Raw genomic sequence first — 19,758 nt, 5'->3', positions numbered from 1 at the left:
TCAGCTCTCGTGTGTGGCGGTCGTGGCGGGCGCGGTGGCCCAGTCGGGGAAGTCCAGCGGGGTGCGCTGCAGGCCGATCCACTGGCGCCGGGTGAAGCCCGGCATCTGGTTCTCGGCACCGTGCCTGGCGTGCGCGTCGTTGACGTGCACCTCGCCGGCCCGCAGCTGCTCCGCGACGGACAGGCCGCGGATCAGGTCCCGGGTGAAGACCGAACTCATCAGCATGGGCAGGCCGTTGGTCAGGGCGACGGCCTCGGCCTCGGTGTCCACGACGGTGACGGGGATGACGGGCCCGAATATCTCCTCGCGGAAGGCGGGCATCGCCTCGGTCACGTCGGCGAGCACCGTGGGCCGGTAGAAGAGCCCGTCGTAGGTGCCGCCGGTCACCAGCCGGGCGCCCATCGCCAGCGAGGGTTCCACGATGGCGCGGTGCACCCGGTCGAGCTGGGCCGCGCTGATCAGCGGTCCGAGCGCCGTTCCCGGGTCGAAGGGGTCGCCGACGGCGAGGGCCGCCGCCCGGCGGGTCAGGGCGTCGAGGTAGTCGTCGGCGACCGCGCGCTGCACGATGTGCCGGCTGGCGCTGATGCAGGTCTGGCCCTGGAATTCCAGCGAGGCGATCATGGCGCAGTTCGCGGCCGCTTCGATGTCGGCGTCGTCGAGCACCACGAAGGCGTTGCTGCCGCCGAGTTCGAGGCGGATGTCCCGCAACTCCCCCGCCGCGGCGCGGTCGATGGCCAGGCCGACCTCGCGCGACCCGGTGAAGTCCAGCATGTCCAGGCCCTGGTGGCGGGCCAGCGGCCAGCCGGCGTCGGGGCCGTCGCCGGTGACGACGTTGAACACGCCGGGCGGCAGGCCCGCGTGGTCGGCGGCGGCGGCGAGCACCTGGCCGCCGATCACCGGGGTCAGCTCGGCGGGTTTGAGGACCACGGTGTTGCCGAAGGCCAGGCCCGGCGCGAGGGCCCGCATCGCCAGGTTCATCGGGTAGTTCCACGGGGTGATCAGGCCCAGCACCCCCAGCGGCACCGCCCGGGACAGCGAGAGCTTGCCCGCCTTGTACGGCGGCAGGATGTCGCCCCCGCTCTCGCCGACCTGGACCGCGGACAGCGCGAGCTGCCGGATGCTGGTGCCGACCTCGTCCTCCGCCTTGGCCCGCACGCCGCCGGTCTCGCGCATGCTCTGCTCGACCAACTCGCCGTAGTGCGCCTCCAGATAGCCGCAGAAGGCGCGCAGATACCCGGCCCGCTCGGGCGCGGAGAGCGCTGCCCAGCCGGGCTGCGCGGCCCGGGCCGCGGCCACCGCCCGGTCGATGTCGACGGCCGAGCCGAGCGCGTAACTGCCGATCGGCCTGCCGGTCGCCTTCTCCTCGACGACCCCGGTACGTCCGGAGGCGGCGGGCACGAAGGCTCCGTCGATGTACAGCCGGCCGTCGCCGGGTTGGGAGGGCATACGGGCTCCAGGGTGCGGGAGGGTGGCGAACGGTCGCCGCTTTTTCCAGGACTTAAACTAAGTAGCAGCCAATGGGGGGTCAACGGTCGTGACGAACAAATTTCACCGAGATTGCCGAACGCCGGGACGGCGAGGGCGATAGGAGGGGCCGGGGCGAGGGCGGGCGCTGGGGCTGGCCCGAGGGCCGGCGCCGGGGCGGGCGCGGGCACGGGCACGGGCACAGGCACGGGTACTCAGCACCGGGACGGGTGCGCGGACCGGCGCCGGGGCGGGCGCGGGCACTCAGCCGCCGGGGCGGGCGCGTACGCCGCCGCGGCCGGTCAGCTCAGCGGGCCACCGGCGGTGAGCAGTTCGTGCACCGGGAGGGTGGCCGCTCCCAGCGCGACCTGCTCGGGGCCGAGCCGGCCCAGTTCGAGCACGGTGTGCCGCCGCAGGTAGTCCAGGGTGTGCCGGCGGGTGGCGTCGCGAACCGCGGGCAGCATCGCCGGGCCCATGGCGGCACTGACCCAGCCGGACAGGATCACCCGGTCGGGGCCGAGCAGATTGATCAGGTTCGCGATCCCGATGCCGAGGTATTCGGCGGTGGCGCGAACGGTGTCGGCCGCCGGGCCCGGCCGGCCCGCGTCGGCGACCAGCGCGGCCAGCCGCGCCTCGGTGTCGGCGCCGCCGCCCGCCCCGCGCCCGGCCGAGGGCACTTCCGGCAGGCCGGCCAGCCGCCCGTAGCGCTCCAGGATCGCATCCGCGCCGACGTAGGCCTCCAGGCAGCCGTGCGAGCCGCAGCGGCACAGTGCTCCGCCGGCCTCCACGACGGTGTGGCCCCACTCGCTGGTGGTGCTGGTCACCCCGCCCGGCGAGCCGGTGGCGACCGCGGCGCCGACGCCGACCGCGAGCAGGCCGACGATGGCCCGCTGGGCGCCGCGCCCCGCGCCGCGCCACATCTCAGCCTGGCCGAGGGTGCGGGCGCAGTTGTCCAGGTGCAGGGGCGCCGGCACGTGCGGGCGCAGCAGCATGTCGAAGGGGACGTCGGACCAGCCCAGGGTCGGCGCGTGCACCACCCCGTCGGGCAGGACGGCGCCGGGCACCCCGACGCCGACACCGAGCAGCGCGGCCGGGTCGGCGCCGGCCTTCGCGGTGACCTCCTCGATACCGGCCCGCACCAGCTCGGCGAGCACCGCCGGTTCCGGCCGGCCCTCGTCCATCGGGTAGGTCGCGGTGGCGACGGTGTCCAGGGTCCAGTCGAAGAGGCCGACCTGGACATGGGTCTCGCCGATGTCGACCCCGACCACCTGGGCGTATCCGGGGCGCACCTCCAGCAGCGTACGGGGCCGGCCGCCGTCGGAGTCCAGGAGTCCCGCCTCGGCGACCAGGCCGTCGGCCACCAGGCCGGTGACGACGTTGCTCACCGTGGCGGAGCTGAGCCCGGTGGCCTTCATCAGGTCGAACCGGCTGGCGGCGCCGTGCAGGTAGAGCCTGGTCAGCACGGAGGTGCGGTTGTGCCGACGAAGGTCCCTCGTCGTCCGGCCCACCTCGCGCGTCACCGGGCTCCCCCTCATCGTCTCGGTCCCCGCGGTCCGCGTGGCCCGCCGGCCCGGGCGCGGGACCCGGCCGGGCGGAGCCGGGCTGCCGTTCGACTGCACGGCCCCCCCTGGAATCGCGACGCCATGGCACATAGTGCCAGATCGCGGCCTCCCCGCCGCCCTTCGGGGAGCGCTCTCCCGGAATTGCGCCGCCCGGCCGGATCGCGGGCCCCTGCCTGCCGACGCCGCTGGCCGGCCCTTCGGGGGCGCCGACAGGTCCCCACCGTCCCGCCCGCCACCCGGTCACCAGCTCCTGCGGCGGCTTGGGGCTTGCGCGGTCCCGTCGCGGCCTCGTCGCGCGCGACCGGTGACCGGCTCGGAGGGTGACCGCGCGCTGGACGGGCGCCCCCCGTGTCAGGGTCGGGGGGCGCCCGGATCTGGGGTTACAGGGGGTGGGAAAGGGGGTGGTAGGCGCAGGAGGGCCCGGCGTGAAGGGTATAGGGGGCGGGGCGGGGGATCCAGGCGGCGTGCCGGGGCGACCAGCGCTGGAAGGCGCGCGGGTCGATCCTGACCTCGGCGACCGCCGTGGCGCCGGGGGCGGCCTGGACGGCGGCGTAGCCGGCCAGGCGCGGGCTGCCGTCGTCGTGGTCGTCGGGGCCGGTGGTCAGATACACCTGCACGACCTCGCGGCCCGCCCGCGCGCCGGTGTTGCGTACCGTCACCAGGGCCAGGGTGCCGTCGTCGTCGGCCCGCAGCGACTCGTACGCCCACGTCGTGTAGCCCAGGCCGTGTCCGAACCAGTACGCGGGCGCCGCGCCCGCCCGGCGCCAGGCGCGGTGGCCGAGGTAGGGGCCTTCCGCGTAGTGCAGCACCCCGGCGTCGGGGGCGGTGGCGGGCAGCGGGGCGCCGGCGGCGCCGGCGGCCCAGGTGGTGGGGAGCCGGCCGCCCGGCTCCGCGCGGCCGAACAGCACGTCGGCCAGGCCGTGTCCGGCCTCCTGGCCGGGGAACCAGCACAGCAGCACCGCGGGAGCGCTCTCCCGCCAGGGCAGCTCGACCGGGCCGCCGGAGTTGACGATCACGACGGTGCGCGGGTTCACCGCGGCCACCGCGGCGACCAGTTCGTCCTGGCGGCCTGGCAGCGCCAGCGAGGGCCGGTCGAAACCCTCGCTCTCGATCTCGTCGGTGGTGCCGACCACCACGACCGCGGCGTCGGCGCCGCGCGCGCATGCCACGGCCTCGGCGAGCGCCTGGTCCTCGTCGGGACGTGGCGGGTCGGCGGCCAGCGCCACGGCGAGGCCCTGGTCCGGCGCCAGTTGCCGGGTGGCGACCAGGTGCAGCGGCTCGCCGGGGACGACCTTGCGGGTCGCGGTACGGAAGGAGGGGGCGACGTGCACATAGGTCGGGTCGTCCGATTCGGCGGCCACATGGGTGTCGATGAGCGGCTCGCCGTCCGCGTGCAGAGTGACCGCGCCGAGGCCCACCACCGCGAAGCGCCACTCGCCCGGGGTCGCGGGGGTGACCAGGGCGCTGACCTCGACGGTGGCGGCGGTACGGGCAAGTTCCGGTGCGTCGCCGGGCTCAAGAATGCGTCCGCTGAGCCGGTGCTCGGCGCAGACTTCCGTGCCGTCGGCGGCGAGGTAGCGGACCAGCACGCCGGGCTCGCCGGTGCGCGGGTCGCGGGAGTTGCCGGGGTGCAGGGGGGTCGGGCGGGTGGCGAGGCTGACACCTTCGGCGTAGACGACCTCGGTTCCGGTACCGGAGAGCGCTTCCCCGATGCCTTCGAGCGGCGACACGACCGCCTCGGGGAAGACCCCGGCGCTGCCGCCGCCCTGCACCCGCGCGGCGGCCGCGTTCGGCCCGATCACCGCGAGCCGCCTGACCGGCGGGTTCGCCCCGCCCGGGCCCCCGCCGGCCACCGCACCGCCGGCGCCCGGCGCCGCCCCGCCCATGTCCGCGCCGGGCAGCCCCCCGGTCGTACCGCCCGGCGCGGGGTTCGTCGACGCGCCGGTGGGGGCCGGCGCGGGGGTCAGCGGGAGCAGGCCGCCCTCGTTGCGCAGCAGGACGCAGCCGGCCGCCACCGCGCGCCGCAGCAGCCGGCGGGCGGCTTCCGGCGTGGGGGCGGGGGCCGACCGGGGCGGCAGGACGCCGTCCAGCGCGCCGACCCGGGCGGCCAGCCGCAGGATGCGCCGCACCTTGTCGTCGATCGCCTCCTGCGGCACCCGGCCCTCGCGCACCGCCGCCAGCAGCGGCTCGCCCCACAGCGGGTGGGGCCCCGGCATCGCGAGGTCCTGCGGCGCCAGCGCGGCGCCCTCGGTGCTGCGGACCGCGCCCCAGTCGGAGACCACGACGCCGTCGAAGCCCCAGGAGCCCTTCAACGGCTCGGCCAGCAGCGGGCTTTCCGACATGGTGATGCCGTTGACCCGGTTGTAGGCGGACATCACCACCCACACCCCGGCCCGCACCGCGGCCTCGAAGGGCGCCAGGTAGACCTCGTGCAGGGTGCGTTCGTCGACCCGGGCGTCGAGCGTGAGGCGGTCGGTCTCGGAGTCGTTGGCGACGTAGTGCTTGGCGGTGGCGGCGACCCCGCCGGCCTGGACGCCGCGGATGTAGGCGGCCGCGGTGCGCCCGACGAGCAGCGGGTCCTCCGCGTAGCACTCGAAGTGCCGTCCCGCGGCGGGGGTGCGGTGCAGATTGAGCGTCGGGGCCAGCAGGATGTGGATCTGCTTGCGGCGGGCCTCCGCGGCGAGCAGCACGCCGAGCCCGGTGACGAGGTCGTCGTCCCAGGCGGCGGCCAGCGCGGTCGCGGAGGGCAGCACGAGGGCGGTGTCGCGCTCGTCCCACTTCTCGCCGCGTACGCCGGCCGGGCCGTCCGACACGCCCATCGCCCGCAGCCCGACCGCGGGTTCGGGCCGGGTACGGAAGGTGCTCCCGCCCGACAGCAGCCGTATCCTGGCCGGCAGGTCGAGCCGGGCGACGAGGGCGTCGAGCTCCGCCTCGGTGACCGAGGGCGCGGCGGCGGGCTGCGGGGCGGACACGGACCCGGGGGTGATCATGGTCATCCCTTCATGGCCTCCTGCGTGGCGCCGCCCGCGGCGTGACGGCCCATCGGCAGGGGGGCCGCGGTGAGCGGCAGGCTGGAGACGAGCGTCGCGGAAGGACGGGGACAACAACTGGGAGAGCGCTCTCCCGACACCGCGTAGACTCGCCTGCCGCCGGTCCCCGTGTCAAGGCCCGCCCGCGCCGGACCGCCGGGAGAGCGGCCGTACGGACGGGGCATTCCGGCACATCACGGCCAACTGGCCCGGCAGGCGAAGACCGTTCGCGTCCGATCCCTTGACACCCCGGAAACCCAGCGGCAACCATCGGGGCCACTGAGAGAGCGCTCTCCCGGAGTCACGCACCCTCCTCCCACCTGCTCACACCGCACCCCGGGGCCGCTCTCCGCTCTCCCCATCCCACCCCCCACCGCTGGAGTCCGCCATGAGAGCGTCACCCCCGGCACGCCTGCGACCAGGAGCCCTTCCTCCCCCGCTGCGTGTCGCCTTCCTGCTGCTGCTGGCGGTCGGCCTCGCGCTGTACGCGCTGGCCGTCCCCACCACCCCCGCGCACGCCGCAGACACCCTGCTCTCCCAGGGCAAGCCCGCGACCGCCTCCTCCACCGAGGGCGCCGGTTACCCGGCCGCCGGCGCCGTCGACGGCGACGCCACCACCCGCTGGGCCAGCGCCTGGGCCGACCCGCAGTGGCTGCAGGTCGACCTCGGCGCCGCCTCCACCGTCAGCAAAGTGGTGCTGAACTGGGAGAACCACGCGTCGGCGTACCAGATCCAGGTCTCCGACGACGCCTCGCACTGGACGCCGGTCTACTCGACCACGACCGGCGCCACGGGCACCGAGACGCTGACCGTCAGCGGCTCCGGCCGCTACGTGCGGATGTACGGCACCGCCCGCAGCAACGGCTACGGCTACTCGCTGTGGGAATTCCAGGTCTACGGCACCACGGGCACCGGCGGCACCACGGGCGGCACCACCGGTGGGGACACCGGCGGCGCCAACGGCGGCAGCACCGGCACCCCGCCGCCCGGCGACTGGACCACGGTGTGGAGCGACGACTTCAACGGCGCCGCCGGCACCTCGCCCAACGCGGGCAACTGGATCACCGACACCGGCACCGCCTACCCCGGCGGCCCCGCCAACTGGGGCACCGGCGAGGTCGAGACGGCCACCAACTCCCCCGCCAACGTCGGCCTGGACGGCAGCGGCCACCTCAACCTGACGGCGCTGAAGTCGGGTACGGCGTGGACGTCGGGCCGGATCGAGACCAAGCGCGCCGACTTCACCGCGCCGGCCGGCGGCCGGCTGCAGATCTCCGCGACCCTCAAGCAGCCCTCGGTTGCCAAGGCGCTGGGCTACTGGCCGTCCTTCCGGGCGATGGGCGCCGACTACCGCGGCAACCTCGCCTCCTGGCCGGCCGTCGGCGAGAGCGACATCATGGAGGACGTCAACGGGCGCAACCAGCTGTCGGCGACCCTGCACTGCGGGACCGCACCGGGCGGCAACTGCTCCGAGTACAACGGCCTGACCAGCGGTCTGGCGAGCTGCACCAGCTGCCAGAGCGGCTACCACACCTACTCGGAGATCATCGACCGCACCACCTCCGACGAGCAGATCCGCTGGTATCTCGACGGCAACCAGGTGTGGCAGGTCAACGAGTCGCAGGTCGGGGTGTCCACCTGGAACGCGGCGGTGCACCACGGGGTCTACGTCGACTTCAGCCTGCGCATCGGCGGTTCGTACCCGAACGCGGTCTGCGGCTGCACCTCGCCGGCCGCCGACACGACCTCCGGCGGTGTGCTGAGCCTCGACAACGTGACGGTCTCGCAGACCACCGGCAGCGCCCCCGCCCCGCTGACCGACCCGCCGGTGCCGACCGCGCCGAGCAACGTGCACGTCACCGGCGGCCAGGGCAACTGGCAGCTGACGGTGGACGGGAAGCCCTACCAGGTCAAGGGCGTGACGTGGGGCCCGGCCAACACCACGGCCGACTCGCACATGCGGGACCTGAAGTCGATGGGCGTCAACACGCTGCGCACCTGGGGCACCGACGCGGGCAGCAAGCCGCTGCTGGACGCGGCGGCCGCCTACGGGCTCAAGGTCGTCAACGGCTTCTGGCTCAACCAGGGGGCCGACTACGTCAACGACACGACCTACAAGACCAACACCCTCAACGACATCAAGAACTGGGTGACCACCTACAAGAACCATCCCGGCGTGCTGATGTGGGACGTCGGCAACGAGGTCATCCTGACCACGCAGGACCACTACACCGGTGCGGCGGTCGAGCAGCAGCGCATCGCGTACGCGAAGTACGTGGAGCAGGTGGTGCAGGCGATCCACGCGATCGACCCGAACCACCCGGTGACCTCGACCGACGCGTGGACCGGCGCGTGGGCGTACTACAAGCAGTACACGCCGTCGCTGGACCTCTACGCGGTCAACTCCTACGGCGCGGTCTGCAATGTGAAGCAGGACTGGATCAACGGCGGTTACAGCAAGCCGTACATCGTGACCGAGACCGGTGAGGCCGGCGAGTGGGAGGTGCCGAACGACGCCAACGGGGTGCCGACGGAGCCGACCGACGTGCAGAAGCGGGACGCGTACGTCTCCGCGTGGAATTGCATCGTCGGGCACACCGGCGTCGGGCTCGGGGCGACGATCTTCCACTACGGCGACGAGAACGACTTCGGCGGTGTGTGGTTCAACGTCCGCCCCAGCGGCTGGAAGCGGCTGGCGTACTACTCGGTGGCCAAGGACTACGGCGGCACGCCGCAGGCCAACACCCCGCCGGTGATCAGCTCGCTGACGGTCGCCAACAGTGGGTCGGTGCCGGCCGGCGGGCAGTTCGCGGTGTCGGCGACGGCGAGCGACCCGAACGGGGACGCGCTGCGGTATCAGCTGATGTACTCGTCGAAGTACGTGGACAACGGCACCGGGCTGCACCAGGTGGACTTCACGCAGACCGGGAACGGGCAGTTCACGGTGACCGCGCCGAAGACGCTCGGGGTGTGGAAGGTCTACGTCTACGTCTACGACGGGCACGGCAACGTCGGGATCGAGACCAAGTCCTTCCGGGTGGTCCCGCCGCCGGTGAGCGGCACCAACGTGGCGCTCGGCAAGCCGACCACGGCCTCGACCTACCAGACCGACCCGACCGGCGGCTGCCCGTGCACACCGGGCATGGCGACGGACGGCAACATGAGCACCCGGTGGGCGAGCGACTGGAGCGACCCGCAGTGGATCCAGGTCGACCTGGGCGCGACCACCGCGGTCAAGCACGTCCAGTTGGCGTGGGAGTCGGCCTACGGCAAGGCGTACCAGGTGCAGTTGTCGAACGACGGCAGCAACTGGACGAGCGCCTACTCCACGACGACCGGGACCGGCGGGGTCGACACGCTCGACGTCAGCGGCTCCGGGCGCTACGTGCGCGTGACGATCGGGACGCGCGGGACGACGTACGGCGATTCGCTGTACGAGTTCGGGGTCTACGCGTGAGCGGCCGAGCGTGTGACCGGCCAGGCGTGTGACCGGCCGGCCGTGAGCGGGCGACCGTGAGCGGCAGGACCGGATGAGACCGGGGCGGGGCGCGGCAGGCCTGTGGGGGGCTGCCGTACCCCGCCCCATTCGGGCTGTGGCCTGCGCCGGAACCCGGAGAGCGCTCTCCGCACCATGGTATAACTGCACGCATGACGAGCAGCCGTCCGGCGGGGCCACGCCAGCCCACTCTGGAAGACGTCGCCCGGTCCGCCGGGGTGTCGCGGGCGACGGTCTCGCGGGTGGTCAACGGGACGCGGAATGTGGACCCGGAGATCCAGCGGATCGTCCAGGAGGCGGTGGCGGCCACCGGTTACGTGCCCAACCGGGCGGCCAGGACCCTGGTGACCCGGCGCACCGACTCGGTGGCCCTGGTCTTCTCGGTGCCGGCCCACCGCACAGCCGAGGACCCCTTCCTCGGGCAGGTCTTCAGCGACCCGTTCTTCGGGCGGGTGGTCGGTGGTCTGCTGACGGTGCTGCGGCCGCGCGGGGTGCACCCGGTGCTGATGCTCGCCGACTCCGAGGACGCGCGGCACACCCTCGTCGCCAATCTGCGCCAGGAGCACATCGACGGGGTCGCTCTGGTGTCGATAGCGCCGGGCGACTCGCTGCCGTTCCTGCTGACCGAGGCGGGGCTGCCGACTGTGCTGTTCGCGCGGCCGTCGATGCCGATCCCCATCAGCTACGTGGACGTGGCGCAGCAGGCGGGCGCCAAGCTGGCCGCCGAGCGGCTGCTGGCCCGCGGGTGCCGGCGGATCACCACGATCGCCGGCCCCTTCGACTCGCCGGCCGGGCAGGACCGCCTCGCGGGTTTCCGGGAGGCGATGGCCGAGCACGGGCACGCGTACGTGCCCAGCGTGGAGGGCAGTTTCACGCAGGTCGGCGGTGAGCGGGCGATGCGGGAGCTGCTCCAGCGCTTTCCCGACACCGACGGGGTCTTCGTCGCCAACGACCTGATGGCGCAGGGCGCGCTGCTGGTGCTGCGGGACGCGGGGCGCCGGGTGCCCGACGACGTGGCGGTGATCGGTTTCGACGACAGCAGCGCGGCGCTGGCCTCGCGGCCGCTGCTGACCACCATCAGGCAGCCGGTGGAGGACATGGCGGCGGAGATGGCGAAGCTGCTGATGGCGCTGATCGACGATCCGTCGCAGGAGACCCGGTCGGTGATCTTCAAGACGACGCTGGTTCTGCGCGATTCCGCCTGAGCCGGGGTCGCGGCGGGCCGCGACGGAGGCGGTTGCGCGGACGGCGGGTGCGAAAGCGACGCGTATGCGGCCGGGCACGGGCGAAAAGCAGCGCGTACGCGGCCGGGCAGCAGCGAAAAGCAGCGCGTACGCGGCCAGGCGGGTGCGAAAAGCGGCGGGAGCGATGACTTCCGCCGCCCGGACCGGTCTGTGCTTGCGACGGCCGGCGGTCGGCCGGGGCAGGGAGTTCCGCCATGGAGATGGGCACGCCGCGCGTCCTGCTGGAGGGCATCGCCTTCGGCGAGTCGCCGCGCTGGTACGGCGACCGGTTGTGGTTCGCCGACTGGGGCGCCGGCGAGGTGGTCGCGGTCGGTGCGGACGGCGCGCACGAGGTGGTGCTGCGCCCGGACTTCCCGACCTTTCCGATGTGCGTCACGTGGCTGCCGGACGGCGGCGGCCTGCTGGTGGTGTCGTCGAGCCAGGACCGGGTGCTGCGCCGGGCGGCGGACGGTTCGCTGGTGCCGTACGCGGATCTGAGCGCGGTGGCGCACGGCTGGAACGAGATCGTGGCGGACGGCCGCGGCCATGTCTACGTCAACGGCGGCGGCTTCGACCTGATGGCCGGCGAGGAGTTCAGGCCCGGGGTGATCGCGCTGGCCACCCCGGACGGCGCGGCGCGGCAGGTCGCGGACGGCATCGCCTTCCCCAACGGCATGCTGGTCACGTCCGACGACTCGACGCTCATCGTCGCCGAGTCGTACGCGAACCGGCTCACCGCCTTCGACATCGGCCCGGACGGCGCCCTGTCGCACCGCAGGGTGTGGGCGGACCTGGGCGACGGCTGCCCGGACGGCATCTGCCTCGACGCGCAGGGCGCGGTCTGGTACGCCGATGTGCCCAACCAGCGGTGCGTACGGGTGCGGGAGGGCGGCGAGGTCCTCGCGGCCGTCGAGCTGGACCGCGGCTGCTTCGCGTGCGCGCTGGGCGGCCCGGACGGCAGGACGCTCTTCCTGGTCGCGACGAAGTGGGCCGGCGTGGAGAACGCGCGGGGCGGCCCGCGTACGGGACAGCTGCTCACGGTGACGGCACCGGCGCCCGGCGTGGGGCGGCCCTGAGCCCTGCCCCCCTGGGGTACGCCCGCACTCGCGGGGCCAGCCCGGGGCCGGTCAGGCCGCCGGGCCGCCGTTGCCGTGCGCCGGGACGACGATGGCGGTCACCAGCAGGCCGTCGCGGACGATCCAGCGGCCGGTGAAGACCTCGGGCCCGATGCCCTCGGCGAGCAGCGGCCCCGGCACCAGCACCCGCGCGGTGTAGCCGCCGCGGTCGGGCGTGTCGCGCTCGCCTCCCGCTACGGCGTCCGGCGTGTCCGGGTCGGCGGTGAAGAGCAGCTCCGCCTCATGGAAGCCGAGCATGCGGTGGTGGTAGGGATACCAGGCCTTGTAGACGGTCTCCTTGGCGCTGAAGAACAGCCGGTCCCAGTGGATCCGGGGATCGCTCTCCGCGAGGGCGGCGAGCGCGGCCCGCTCGGCGTCGGTGGCGACGATGGAGTCCAGGACGCCCGCGGGGAGCCGGTCGTGGGGTTCGGCGTCGATGCCGAGGGCGAGGATGTCCGTGCTGCGGGCGACGGCTGCCGCGCGGTAGCCGTCGCAGTGGGTGATGCTGCCGACGACGCCGTCCGGCCAGTGCGGTGCGCCGCGGTGCGCGTCGCGCAGGATCGGCCCCGCCGGGACGCCGAGCCGGGCGAGGGCCTCGCGGGCGCAGGCGCGGCCGGCCGCGTATTCGCGCCGCCGTTTGGCGACGGCGCGGGCGACGACAGGCTCCTCCTCGGGATACAGCGGCGCCTCGTCGAGTTCGCCGCCGTAGGCGGCGCGGGAGAAGGCGCCCGGCGGCAGCAGGTGCTCGATCACCGGCGCGCCGCCTGCTGCCGGCCGGCCAGGATGCGCCGGGGTCCGGCGGGGCCGGTGGGGCGGCGGCCCCATTCGCGGGGGTAGCCGAGCGAGACCTCGGTGAAGCGGACGCCGTCGCGCCAGATGACGCGGGGGATGTGCAGGTGGCCGTAGACGACCTCGGTGGCGCGGAAGCGGGTGTGCCACTGCTCGGTCAGCTCGGTGCCGCACCACAGGGCGAAGGACGGGTAGTGCAGAACGGCGGTGGGCTCGCGGTGCAGCGGCCAGTGGTTGGCGAGCACCGTGGGCAGGGCGGGGTCGAGCGCTTCGAGGCGGCGCGCGGTCTCGGCGACCCTGGCGCGGCACCAGTCGTCGCGGCCCGGCAGCGGGTCGGGGTGCAGGAACATCTCGTCGGTGCACACGACGCCCGCCTCGCGTGCCTGGGCGAGCGCCTCCTCCTTGGTGCGGGCGCCGGGGGTGCCGTCGCGCCAGGTGTAGTCGTACAGCAGGAACATCGGGACGACGGCGACCGGCCCGTCGGGGCCCTCCCACAGCGGGTACGGGTCCTCGGGGGTGATCACGCCGAGCCGGCGGGCCTCCTGGACCAGGTAGCGGTAGCGGTGCTCGCCGCGGAGCTGGACCGGGTCGTCGGGCGGTGTCCACAGCTCGTGGTTGCCCGGCAGCCAGATGACGGTGGAGAAGTGCTTCTTGAGGGTGCTCAGCGCCCAGGTGATGTCGGTGGAGCGCTCGGCGACGTCCCCGGCGACCAGCAGCCAGTCGTCGTCGTGCTCGGGCCTGAGTCCTTCGACGATCAGCCGGTTGGCCTGGTATCCGACGTGCAGGTCGCTGATCGCTAGCAGATGCGCCCCGTCAGCGCCGGTCATGGCGACTCCGCCCTCGTCGTGTCGGCAACAGCACGCCGTCGATTCTCCCAGACGGCCGCCCGGCGGCCAACCCCCTACCGATCTTCAGGGGTTGGGCGGCCGGGCCGGTTCAACCGCCCGCGCCGGGGCGGGCCGAGCCGTGCAGCCGGAGCCTTTCCAGCTCGCGCCGGTCCCGCTTGGTGGGGCGCCCCGCACCCCGGTCGCGCAGGCCGAGCGCGAGGACGTCCTCGCGGGGCGGCGGGGGCGGGCTGTTGTCCACGAAGCAGTCGGCGGCGACGGCGGCGCCGACCCTCTTGTTCAGCACCTTGGACACCACGACGATCCGCTCGCGCCCGGCGTGGTGCAGCCGCACCTCGTCGCCGGGCCTGACCGCCTGGGCGGGCTTGACCCGCTCCCCGTTGACCCGGACGTGGCCCGCGCGGCACGCGGCGGCGGCCAGCGACCGGGTCTTGGTGAGCCGTACGCACCAGATCCAGCTGTCGACCCGTACGCTCCCGCCGGGCCCGTCCTGTGCAGCAGCTGCCATACCTGCGAGCCTAACGCGGCGGGCGCCGCCGGGGCACGGTGGTTTCGCCCCCTGCCCCGCGGAGGGGTCAGCAGTGCCTTCTCCAGCAGATGAACCCCGGTCACGTACGTACACGCCAGCGCAGCGGGCCGGGGCATGCCGACCACGGATGTCGGACACCTCGCCGGGGGCCTCAGCGGGCGTAGACCGCGACGAAGTCCCGGGTGGCCTGGGCGTAGTAGCGGTCCGGGGGGTCCTCGAAGTCGAGGATGTTGGTGGGGGTCGGATCGGCGGGGGTGCGGGTGCCGTCGTAGGACATGAAGGAGGGCCAGGCCCTGTTCATGTCCAGCGGCATGGCGCGCACCGCCCCGGCCCGCTGCATCAGCTCCGCCAGCGTCCGCGCGGACAGCGCCTGGCCGACGACCATCACGACGTCGCCCTGCGCGGTGACGCCGACGCCGGAGCGCGGCACGAACATCCGGCTCTGGTCGCTGACGCCCCACTTGGAGTCGTTCCCGATGTCGGGCACGACCTGGCCGCCGTCGACCATCAGCTCCAGGCACTGGCGGACGCCCGTGACGTCGGGGGTCATCCGGACGTCGCGGCCCCAGACGCCGATACGGAAGGAGCCGTCACGGGAGAAGACCTCCGAGGCGGCGCCGTCGCGCAGTTCGCCGGCGGTGCGGCCGTCGAGGTAGAACCCGCCGCGGGAGCCGCCGTCGGTGATGCGGAAACCGCCGTTCCAGGTGGCGACCAGGCCGGTGCGCCGCCCCTTGGGGATGGTCGGCGGCACGTCGAAGGTGCCGCCGGGCTCGCGGAAGCCCGGGTGGAGCTGGAAGCGGGCGTATTTGCCGCTGATCCAGGCGACCGCGGCCTCGTAGGAGGTGTGGGCGCCGTCGGGGCGTACGTAGGTCCCCTGGACGATCGGCTGGTCGTGGGCGGCGGCCAGCGTGCGGTAGACGCCCTCGCCGGGGAGTGCGGGGGTGACCAGCGGCCGCATCGGGGCGTGCAGCGGGACCAGGGGCTGGGCGGGGACGTGCGCGGGGGTGGGGACGGCGCCCTGGGTGGCCCTCATCCGGGCCAGCGCGTCGGCAGGCAGGGTGCCGCCGACCTTCGGCGGGTCCATCGAATACTGCAGGTCCTCCAGCTTGTCGACGGCGAAGCCCAGTTCGTGGTCGCGGGCCCATTCGGCCAGGCGGGCCGTGGTGCTGTCCTTGCCCGGGTAGGTGAGCGCCCGGCCGACGGACCAGCCGAGGGTGCCGACGCAGACGACGCAGACCCCGGTGACCGAGCGGGTGACCAGCTTGCGGCGGCGGAGCTGCCCGGGGGTGAGGTCGCGCCGGTGCTTCCACGGCAGCAGCCGGCGGAGGCGGGTCCTGCCGGGCGGGGCGCCGTCGGGGCCCGCGGCGCGGTCGTCCGGCCGCGGGTCGGTGGTCTGCTGGCTCATCCCGGTCCTTCCGCCGCCCGGATATTTCCGGTGCTCTGCCTGTCCGGCCGGCGGGCGTGCCAATCGCCCGGGGCCCGGGAAGCACCCGCACGCCGCAGCGACGCCACCCCGGCGGGGGTACGTACTGCGCCGGGAGCAGGCGTACGGCCTCCCGCGCGACGACGCGGCCGCGGGCCGGCCCGCCCTAGCGTGGGCGCGTCCGACCCGGGTGCGGGCCCGGGTGACGAGGAGTCGGGAGCCGGCCATGTCCGCCACCACCACCACCGCTGCGGCGGCCGTCGCAGGAGCCGTCCGCGGGGCGCGGCCCGTCGAGCGGCTCGCCTGCGCTGTCGGGGCCGCGCTGGTCGGGTCGGGGCTTTTCCACCTGGGCGTCTTCTTCGTGGACGGCGGTCCGTGGGACGGCCCGGTGTCCTGGCGCAAGCCCTTCACCTTCGGGGTGTCGTTCGGCCTGACGCTGGTCGCGGTCGCCTGGGTGACGTCGTACGTGCGGATACCCGCGCGGACCCGGGAGGTGCTGCTGGCGCTGTTCAGCGCGGACTGCGTGCTGGAGGTCGGCGGGATCACCGTGCAGGCGTGGCGTGGGGTGCCCTCGCACTTCGACATGGAGACGCCCGCGGACACGGCGGTGGCGATGGCGCTCGCGGTGGGGGGCGCCCTGCTGGTGGGGGTGCTCGGCACCTTCGCGGTGGCCGCCTTCCGCGAGGCGCCGGCCGGGCCGGCGGGGATGCCGCTCGCGCTGCGGGCCGGGTTCGCGCTGCTGGTGGTCGGGCTGCTGTCGGGGGCGGCGATGATCGCCCGCGGGGTCGCGGACACCAGGACCGGCCACCAGCAGGCGGCGTATCACTCGACGGGGATGCTCAAACCGCTGCACGGGGTGACGCTGCACGCGGTGCTGGTGCTGCCCGCGCTGGCCTGGGCGGTCTCGCACACGGGGTGGCCGGCGGCCCGGCAGCGGCGGGCGGTGCTCGCGGGGGTGTGGCTGTACGCGGCCGCCGCGGTGGGCGCGCTCTGCTGGAGTGCGGTGACGGCGTAAGGTGCCCCCCGGACGACAGGGGGAGGGCCGGTGGCGGTGCACACGGTGGGCGCGGAGGCGGTGGACGGCCTGCTCGCGCGGGCCGGGACGGCGGCGGAGCGGGTCGCCTCGCGGACGGCGATGACCGGCGGCTCGTACAACGCGCTGTACGAGGTCGGCCTCACCGACGGCACCCGGCTGGTCCTGAAGGTCCCGCCGCCCGCGGGCAGCCCGCGGTTGCGGTACGAGGCGGAACTGCTGTGCGGGGAGGCGCTGTTCTACGAGTCCGCCGCCACGGTGGGGGTGCCGGCGCCGCGGGTGGTGCACGCCGAGTGGTCCGAGGACGCGGGAGCGGCGCCCTTCCTGCTGATGTCGCACACGCCCGGGGTGTCGTGGCAGGAGGCCGGCGGGTCGATGGCGGGCGGTGAACGCGACCGGCTGCGGGAGGAGCTGGGCGGCCTGGTGGCCCGGCTGCACACGGTGCGCGGGCCGGGCTTCGGCTATCCGGCGCAGCGCGTGGCGCCGCTCGCCGAGCGCTGGGCGCCGGCCTTCGAGGCGATGACCGACGCCGTGCTGGCGGACGCCGCGGCCTTCGGGTCCTGGCTGCCGCTGCCGGCAGGCGCGATACGGTCCGCGCTGGCGGGCGGGGCGGCGGCGCTCGCGGAGGTGGCCGAGCCGGCGCTCGTGCACTTCGACCTGTGGCCCGGCAACATCCTGCTGGACGGTGCGCCGGGGGCGCGGGCGGTCAGCGGGCTGATCGACGGCGAGCGGATGTTCTGGGGCGACCCGCTGGCGGACTTCGCGTCGCTGTCGCTGCTGAGCGCTCCGCTGGAGGACGATCCGGCCTTCCTGGCCGGCTACGGGGCGGCGGGCGGGCGTACGGCCTTCGATGACGCGGCGCGGGTGCGCCTGGCGCTCTACCGCTGCTACCTGTATCTGATCATGCTGGTCGAGGTCGTGCCGCGCGGCACGCGGGGCGAGCACCTGGCCTGGGTGCGGGACTTCACCGCCCCGCGGCTGACCGCGGCGCTCGACACGGTGGCCGGGGGCGGCTGACCGCCCCTCCCGCCCGTGACGGACGCCCGGACCGCCGCCGGCGGCGGTCCGGGCGTCCGTTACGGCAGGGTCGCGACGAGTGCCGCGTAGGACAGCCCGGAACCGTAGCCGAGCAGCAGGGCGGTGCCGCCGGTGGCGGCCCGGCCGGAGGCGAGCAGCGACTCCATCGCCAGCGGGATGGAGGCGCCCGAGGTGTTGCCGGTGGTGACGATGTCCTTGGCGACCGCGACCCGGGCCGGCAGGCCCATGGAGCGGGTCATGGAGTCGATGATCCGCTCGTTCGCCTGGTGCGGGATGAAGGCGTCGAGGTCGTCGGCGGCGATGCCGGCCGCGTCGAGCGCCTGGACGGCGACCTTGGACATCTCGTAGACCGCCCAGCGGAAGACCCGCTGCCCGTCCTGCCGCAAGGCGGGGAAGGGCTGGTCCGGGGCGTCCCGCAGCGCGTCCCACGGCGCGCTCTGCTCGATGGCGTCGGCCTGGGAGCCGTCGGCGCCCCAGACGACCGGGCCGATGCCCGGGGTGTCCGACGGTCCGACGACGACCGCGCCGGCGCCGTCGCCGAAGATGAACGCGGTGGAGCGGTCGGTCAGGTCGAGGATGTCGGACATCCGCTCGACGCCGACGACCAGCACATGGCCGCCGCGGGCCCTGACCGCGTCGGAGGCCAGCGCGACGCCGTGCACGAAGCCGGCGCAGCCGGCCGAGATGTCGAAGCCGGCCGCCCCGGTGGCGCCGACGCGGTAGCCGATCTCGGTGGCGACGGCGGGAGTCTGCTTGAGATGCGTGAAGGTCGCGGCGATCACGCAGGTGATGGCGTCGGGGGTGATCCCGGCCGCCGCGATCGCCTTGCTCGCGGCCTGTTCCGCCATGACGCCCAGGGTCTCGTCGGGCCCGGCCCAGCGGCGGGTGACGATGCCGGTTCTCGACCGGATCCACTCGTCGGTGGAGTCGATGTGCCGGCACACCTCCGCGTTGTCGACGACCCGGCGGGGGCGGTACGCGCCGACCCCGAGGATCCGGGTGTGCCGCGCGCCTGCGGACACGGCGATCTCAGCTTTCATGGGAGCCTTTCAGGCCATCGGCCGGGACGGGACCGGACCACGGTACCTGGGCGTGATCTCCATGGTCCGCAGCGGCCGCCGCCGGTGCGGGGACCGGCGTCCGACCCGGCTGTCATTGTATGGCGCGGGTTTGTTCCGCCGGTGAACGAGCCGTCACCGGGCCGGTCGCGCCGCGGGCGCCCGCCGGGACGGCCGGTTCGGGTCTGTGCCCGCGTCCCGGGCGTCCCGGCCGTTGCCAACACCCTCCTCGGGGCCCCACTTTGGTGCCGTCATGTTCGGGCCCCGGGCGGCCCCCCACGCCCGGCGTACGGAAAGGACCCGATGTGCTCCGCAGACTCTCCGTCCTCCTGACGGCCGCCGCCGCGCTCGCCACCGCCGCCGCGGTGACGGCCGGCGGCCCCGCCGCGGCGGCTCCCCCCACGTCCGGCACGCCCTGCGCCGCCGCCTCCTCCGTCATCAGGGTGGACGGCTTCGCCTTCAGTCCGCCGTCGGTGCCCGCCGGCGGCTCCTCGGCGGCCACCCTCACCGCCACCAACTGCACCGTTAGGTCCCAGACGGTCAACGAGACGTGGTCGGGCCGCTTCCTGTCCGACACCTCGACCGGCTACCCGACCGGCTGCCCGGTCTACGACCCGCTGCCGCGGACGGTCACCTTCGCCCCGCGCGCGCAGGTGGTGACGACGACGACCTACCTGACCTTCGCCGGCTGCACGGCCGACCGGCTGCGGGTGTCGGTCTCCGTGAGCCAGGGCGGGGTCGTGCTGGCGAGCAGGACGGCCGACCTGCTCATCCAGCGACCGGCTACCGTCGGGTGACCGCGCGGCGAGTCCGGCGGGCCGCGGCACGGGCGTGTCCGCGGCCCTGAGGCGCCCGCCGAACCGAGCGGCCGCCGTACGCCCTTCACGGGGCGTACGGCGGCCGCTGTGCGTGGTGTTACCCGATGCCAACCGAAGCGAACATGTTTCAACATCCACTGGACATCACGGTCCGGCAACGCATCAGGATCAGGGCGTTGACGGCCCCCTGCATGTGGCGTAGAACTACCCTGCAGTTGCGATGGCGTTTCATCTTGGTGACTTCTGTTGGAAACGGCTCGGCGCTAGACACCCGCCTGAGTCTCCGCTCCGTCAGCATCTCGCCTTCAGCTCTCCCACAAGTCCCCTATAAGCGCC

General features: G+C 74.4%; 14 protein-coding genes and 1 pseudogene. 7 read left to right on the top strand and 8 right to left on the bottom strand.

The annotated features are described in order from the left end of the window. The 3 genes from BUE44_RS08780 to BUE44_RS08770 form a co-directional block, all read right to left on the bottom strand. On the bottom strand, positions 1-1,446 hold the full coding sequence (locus BUE44_RS08780; RefSeq protein ID WP_073495803.1) for an aldehyde dehydrogenase family protein: 1,446 nt from the start codon (positions 1,444-1,446) through the stop codon (positions 1-3). Between the two features lie 320 nt (positions 1,447-1,766). Next, a complete protein-coding gene (locus tag BUE44_RS08775; protein WP_079189596.1) occupies positions 1,767-2,984 on the bottom strand; it encodes an ROK family transcriptional regulator in 1,218 nt (405 codons plus the stop codon). 422 nt (positions 2,985-3,406) lie between these two features. Beyond that, entirely contained in the window at positions 3,407-6,022 is a 2,616-nt protein-coding gene (locus BUE44_RS08770; RefSeq protein ID WP_073495798.1) for a glycoside hydrolase family 3 C-terminal domain-containing protein, read from the bottom strand. Positions 6,023-6,443: 421 nt separating this feature from the next. Between BUE44_RS08770 and BUE44_RS39975 the strand changes: the two are divergent. From BUE44_RS39975 to BUE44_RS08755, 4 genes and pseudogenes are all read left to right on the top strand, one after another. Next, a pseudogene (locus tag BUE44_RS39975) lies at positions 6,444-6,929 on the top strand (discoidin domain-containing protein); the annotation flags it as partial. A 900-nt stretch (positions 6,930-7,829) separates the two neighbouring features. Next, positions 7,830-9,512, top strand: a complete 1,683-nt coding sequence (locus BUE44_RS39970) for a galactose-binding domain-containing protein (protein ID WP_456049210.1) — start codon at positions 7,830-7,832, stop codon at positions 9,510-9,512. Positions 9,513-9,703: 191 nt separating this feature from the next. Beyond that, positions 9,704-10,756, top strand: coding sequence for a LacI family DNA-binding transcriptional regulator (locus tag BUE44_RS08760; protein WP_073495796.1), 1,053 nt, complete (start codon positions 9,704-9,706; stop codon positions 10,754-10,756). Between the two features lie 233 nt (positions 10,757-10,989). Then, on the top strand, positions 10,990-11,850 hold the full coding sequence (locus tag BUE44_RS08755) for an SMP-30/gluconolactonase/LRE family protein (protein ID WP_235001980.1): 861 nt from the start codon (positions 10,990-10,992) through the stop codon (positions 11,848-11,850). A gap of 51 nt (positions 11,851-11,901) precedes the next feature. Here the strand turns inward: BUE44_RS08755 and BUE44_RS39240 are convergent, their stop codons facing one another. The 4 genes from BUE44_RS39240 to BUE44_RS08735 form a co-directional block, all read right to left on the bottom strand. After that, positions 11,902-12,642, bottom strand: a complete 741-nt coding sequence (locus BUE44_RS39240; RefSeq protein WP_073496193.1) for a 4'-phosphopantetheinyl transferase family protein — start codon at positions 12,640-12,642, stop codon at positions 11,902-11,904. Beyond that, the gene (locus BUE44_RS08745; protein ID WP_073495794.1) at positions 12,639-13,505 is read right to left on the bottom strand and encodes a metallophosphoesterase family protein; all 867 of its coding nucleotides are present in this window, start codon (positions 13,503-13,505) and stop codon (positions 12,639-12,641) included. The genes BUE44_RS39240 and BUE44_RS08745 overlap by 4 nt, the downstream gene beginning before the upstream one ends. A 109-nt stretch (positions 13,506-13,614) precedes the next feature. Beyond that, on the bottom strand, positions 13,615-14,145 hold the full coding sequence (locus BUE44_RS08740; RefSeq protein ID WP_235001979.1) for an RNA-binding S4 domain-containing protein: 531 nt from the start codon (positions 14,143-14,145) through the stop codon (positions 13,615-13,617). Between the two features lie 58 nt (positions 14,146-14,203). Then, complete coding sequence (locus BUE44_RS08735) at positions 14,204-15,457, bottom strand: phosphodiester glycosidase family protein (protein WP_073495789.1); 1,254 nt, start codon at positions 15,455-15,457, stop codon at positions 14,204-14,206. Positions 15,458-15,701: 244 nt separating this feature from the next. On the opposite strand from BUE44_RS08735, the gene BUE44_RS08730 reads away from it, so the two are divergent. Both BUE44_RS08730 and BUE44_RS08725 read left to right on the top strand, forming a co-directional pair. Beyond that, positions 15,702-16,490, top strand: a complete 789-nt coding sequence (locus tag BUE44_RS08730) for a hypothetical protein (RefSeq protein ID WP_073495786.1) — start codon at positions 15,702-15,704, stop codon at positions 16,488-16,490. Positions 16,491-16,520: 30 nt separating this feature from the next. Further along, entirely contained in the window at positions 16,521-17,525 is a 1,005-nt protein-coding gene (locus BUE44_RS08725) for a phosphotransferase family protein (RefSeq protein ID WP_073495784.1), read from the top strand. 59 nt (positions 17,526-17,584) lie between these two features. On the opposite strand, the gene BUE44_RS08720 is transcribed toward BUE44_RS08725, so the two are convergent. Continuing rightward, positions 17,585-18,586, bottom strand: coding sequence for a beta-ketoacyl-ACP synthase III (locus BUE44_RS08720; RefSeq protein ID WP_073495782.1), 1,002 nt, complete (start codon positions 18,584-18,586; stop codon positions 17,585-17,587). 323 nt (positions 18,587-18,909) lie between these two features. Between BUE44_RS08720 and BUE44_RS08715 the strand changes: the two genes are divergently transcribed. After that, a complete protein-coding gene (locus BUE44_RS08715; protein WP_073495780.1) occupies positions 18,910-19,401 on the top strand; it encodes a hypothetical protein in 492 nt (163 codons plus the stop codon). Positions 19,402-19,758: the final 357 nt, after the last annotated feature.

Source organism: Actinacidiphila paucisporea, from assembly GCF_900142575.1.
GTDB classification, from domain to species: Bacteria; Actinomycetota; Actinomycetes; order Streptomycetales; family Streptomycetaceae; genus Actinacidiphila; species Actinacidiphila paucisporea.
The sequence above is the reverse complement of the archived record's forward strand: the minus strand, read 5'-3'. Positions and strand labels throughout refer to the sequence as shown.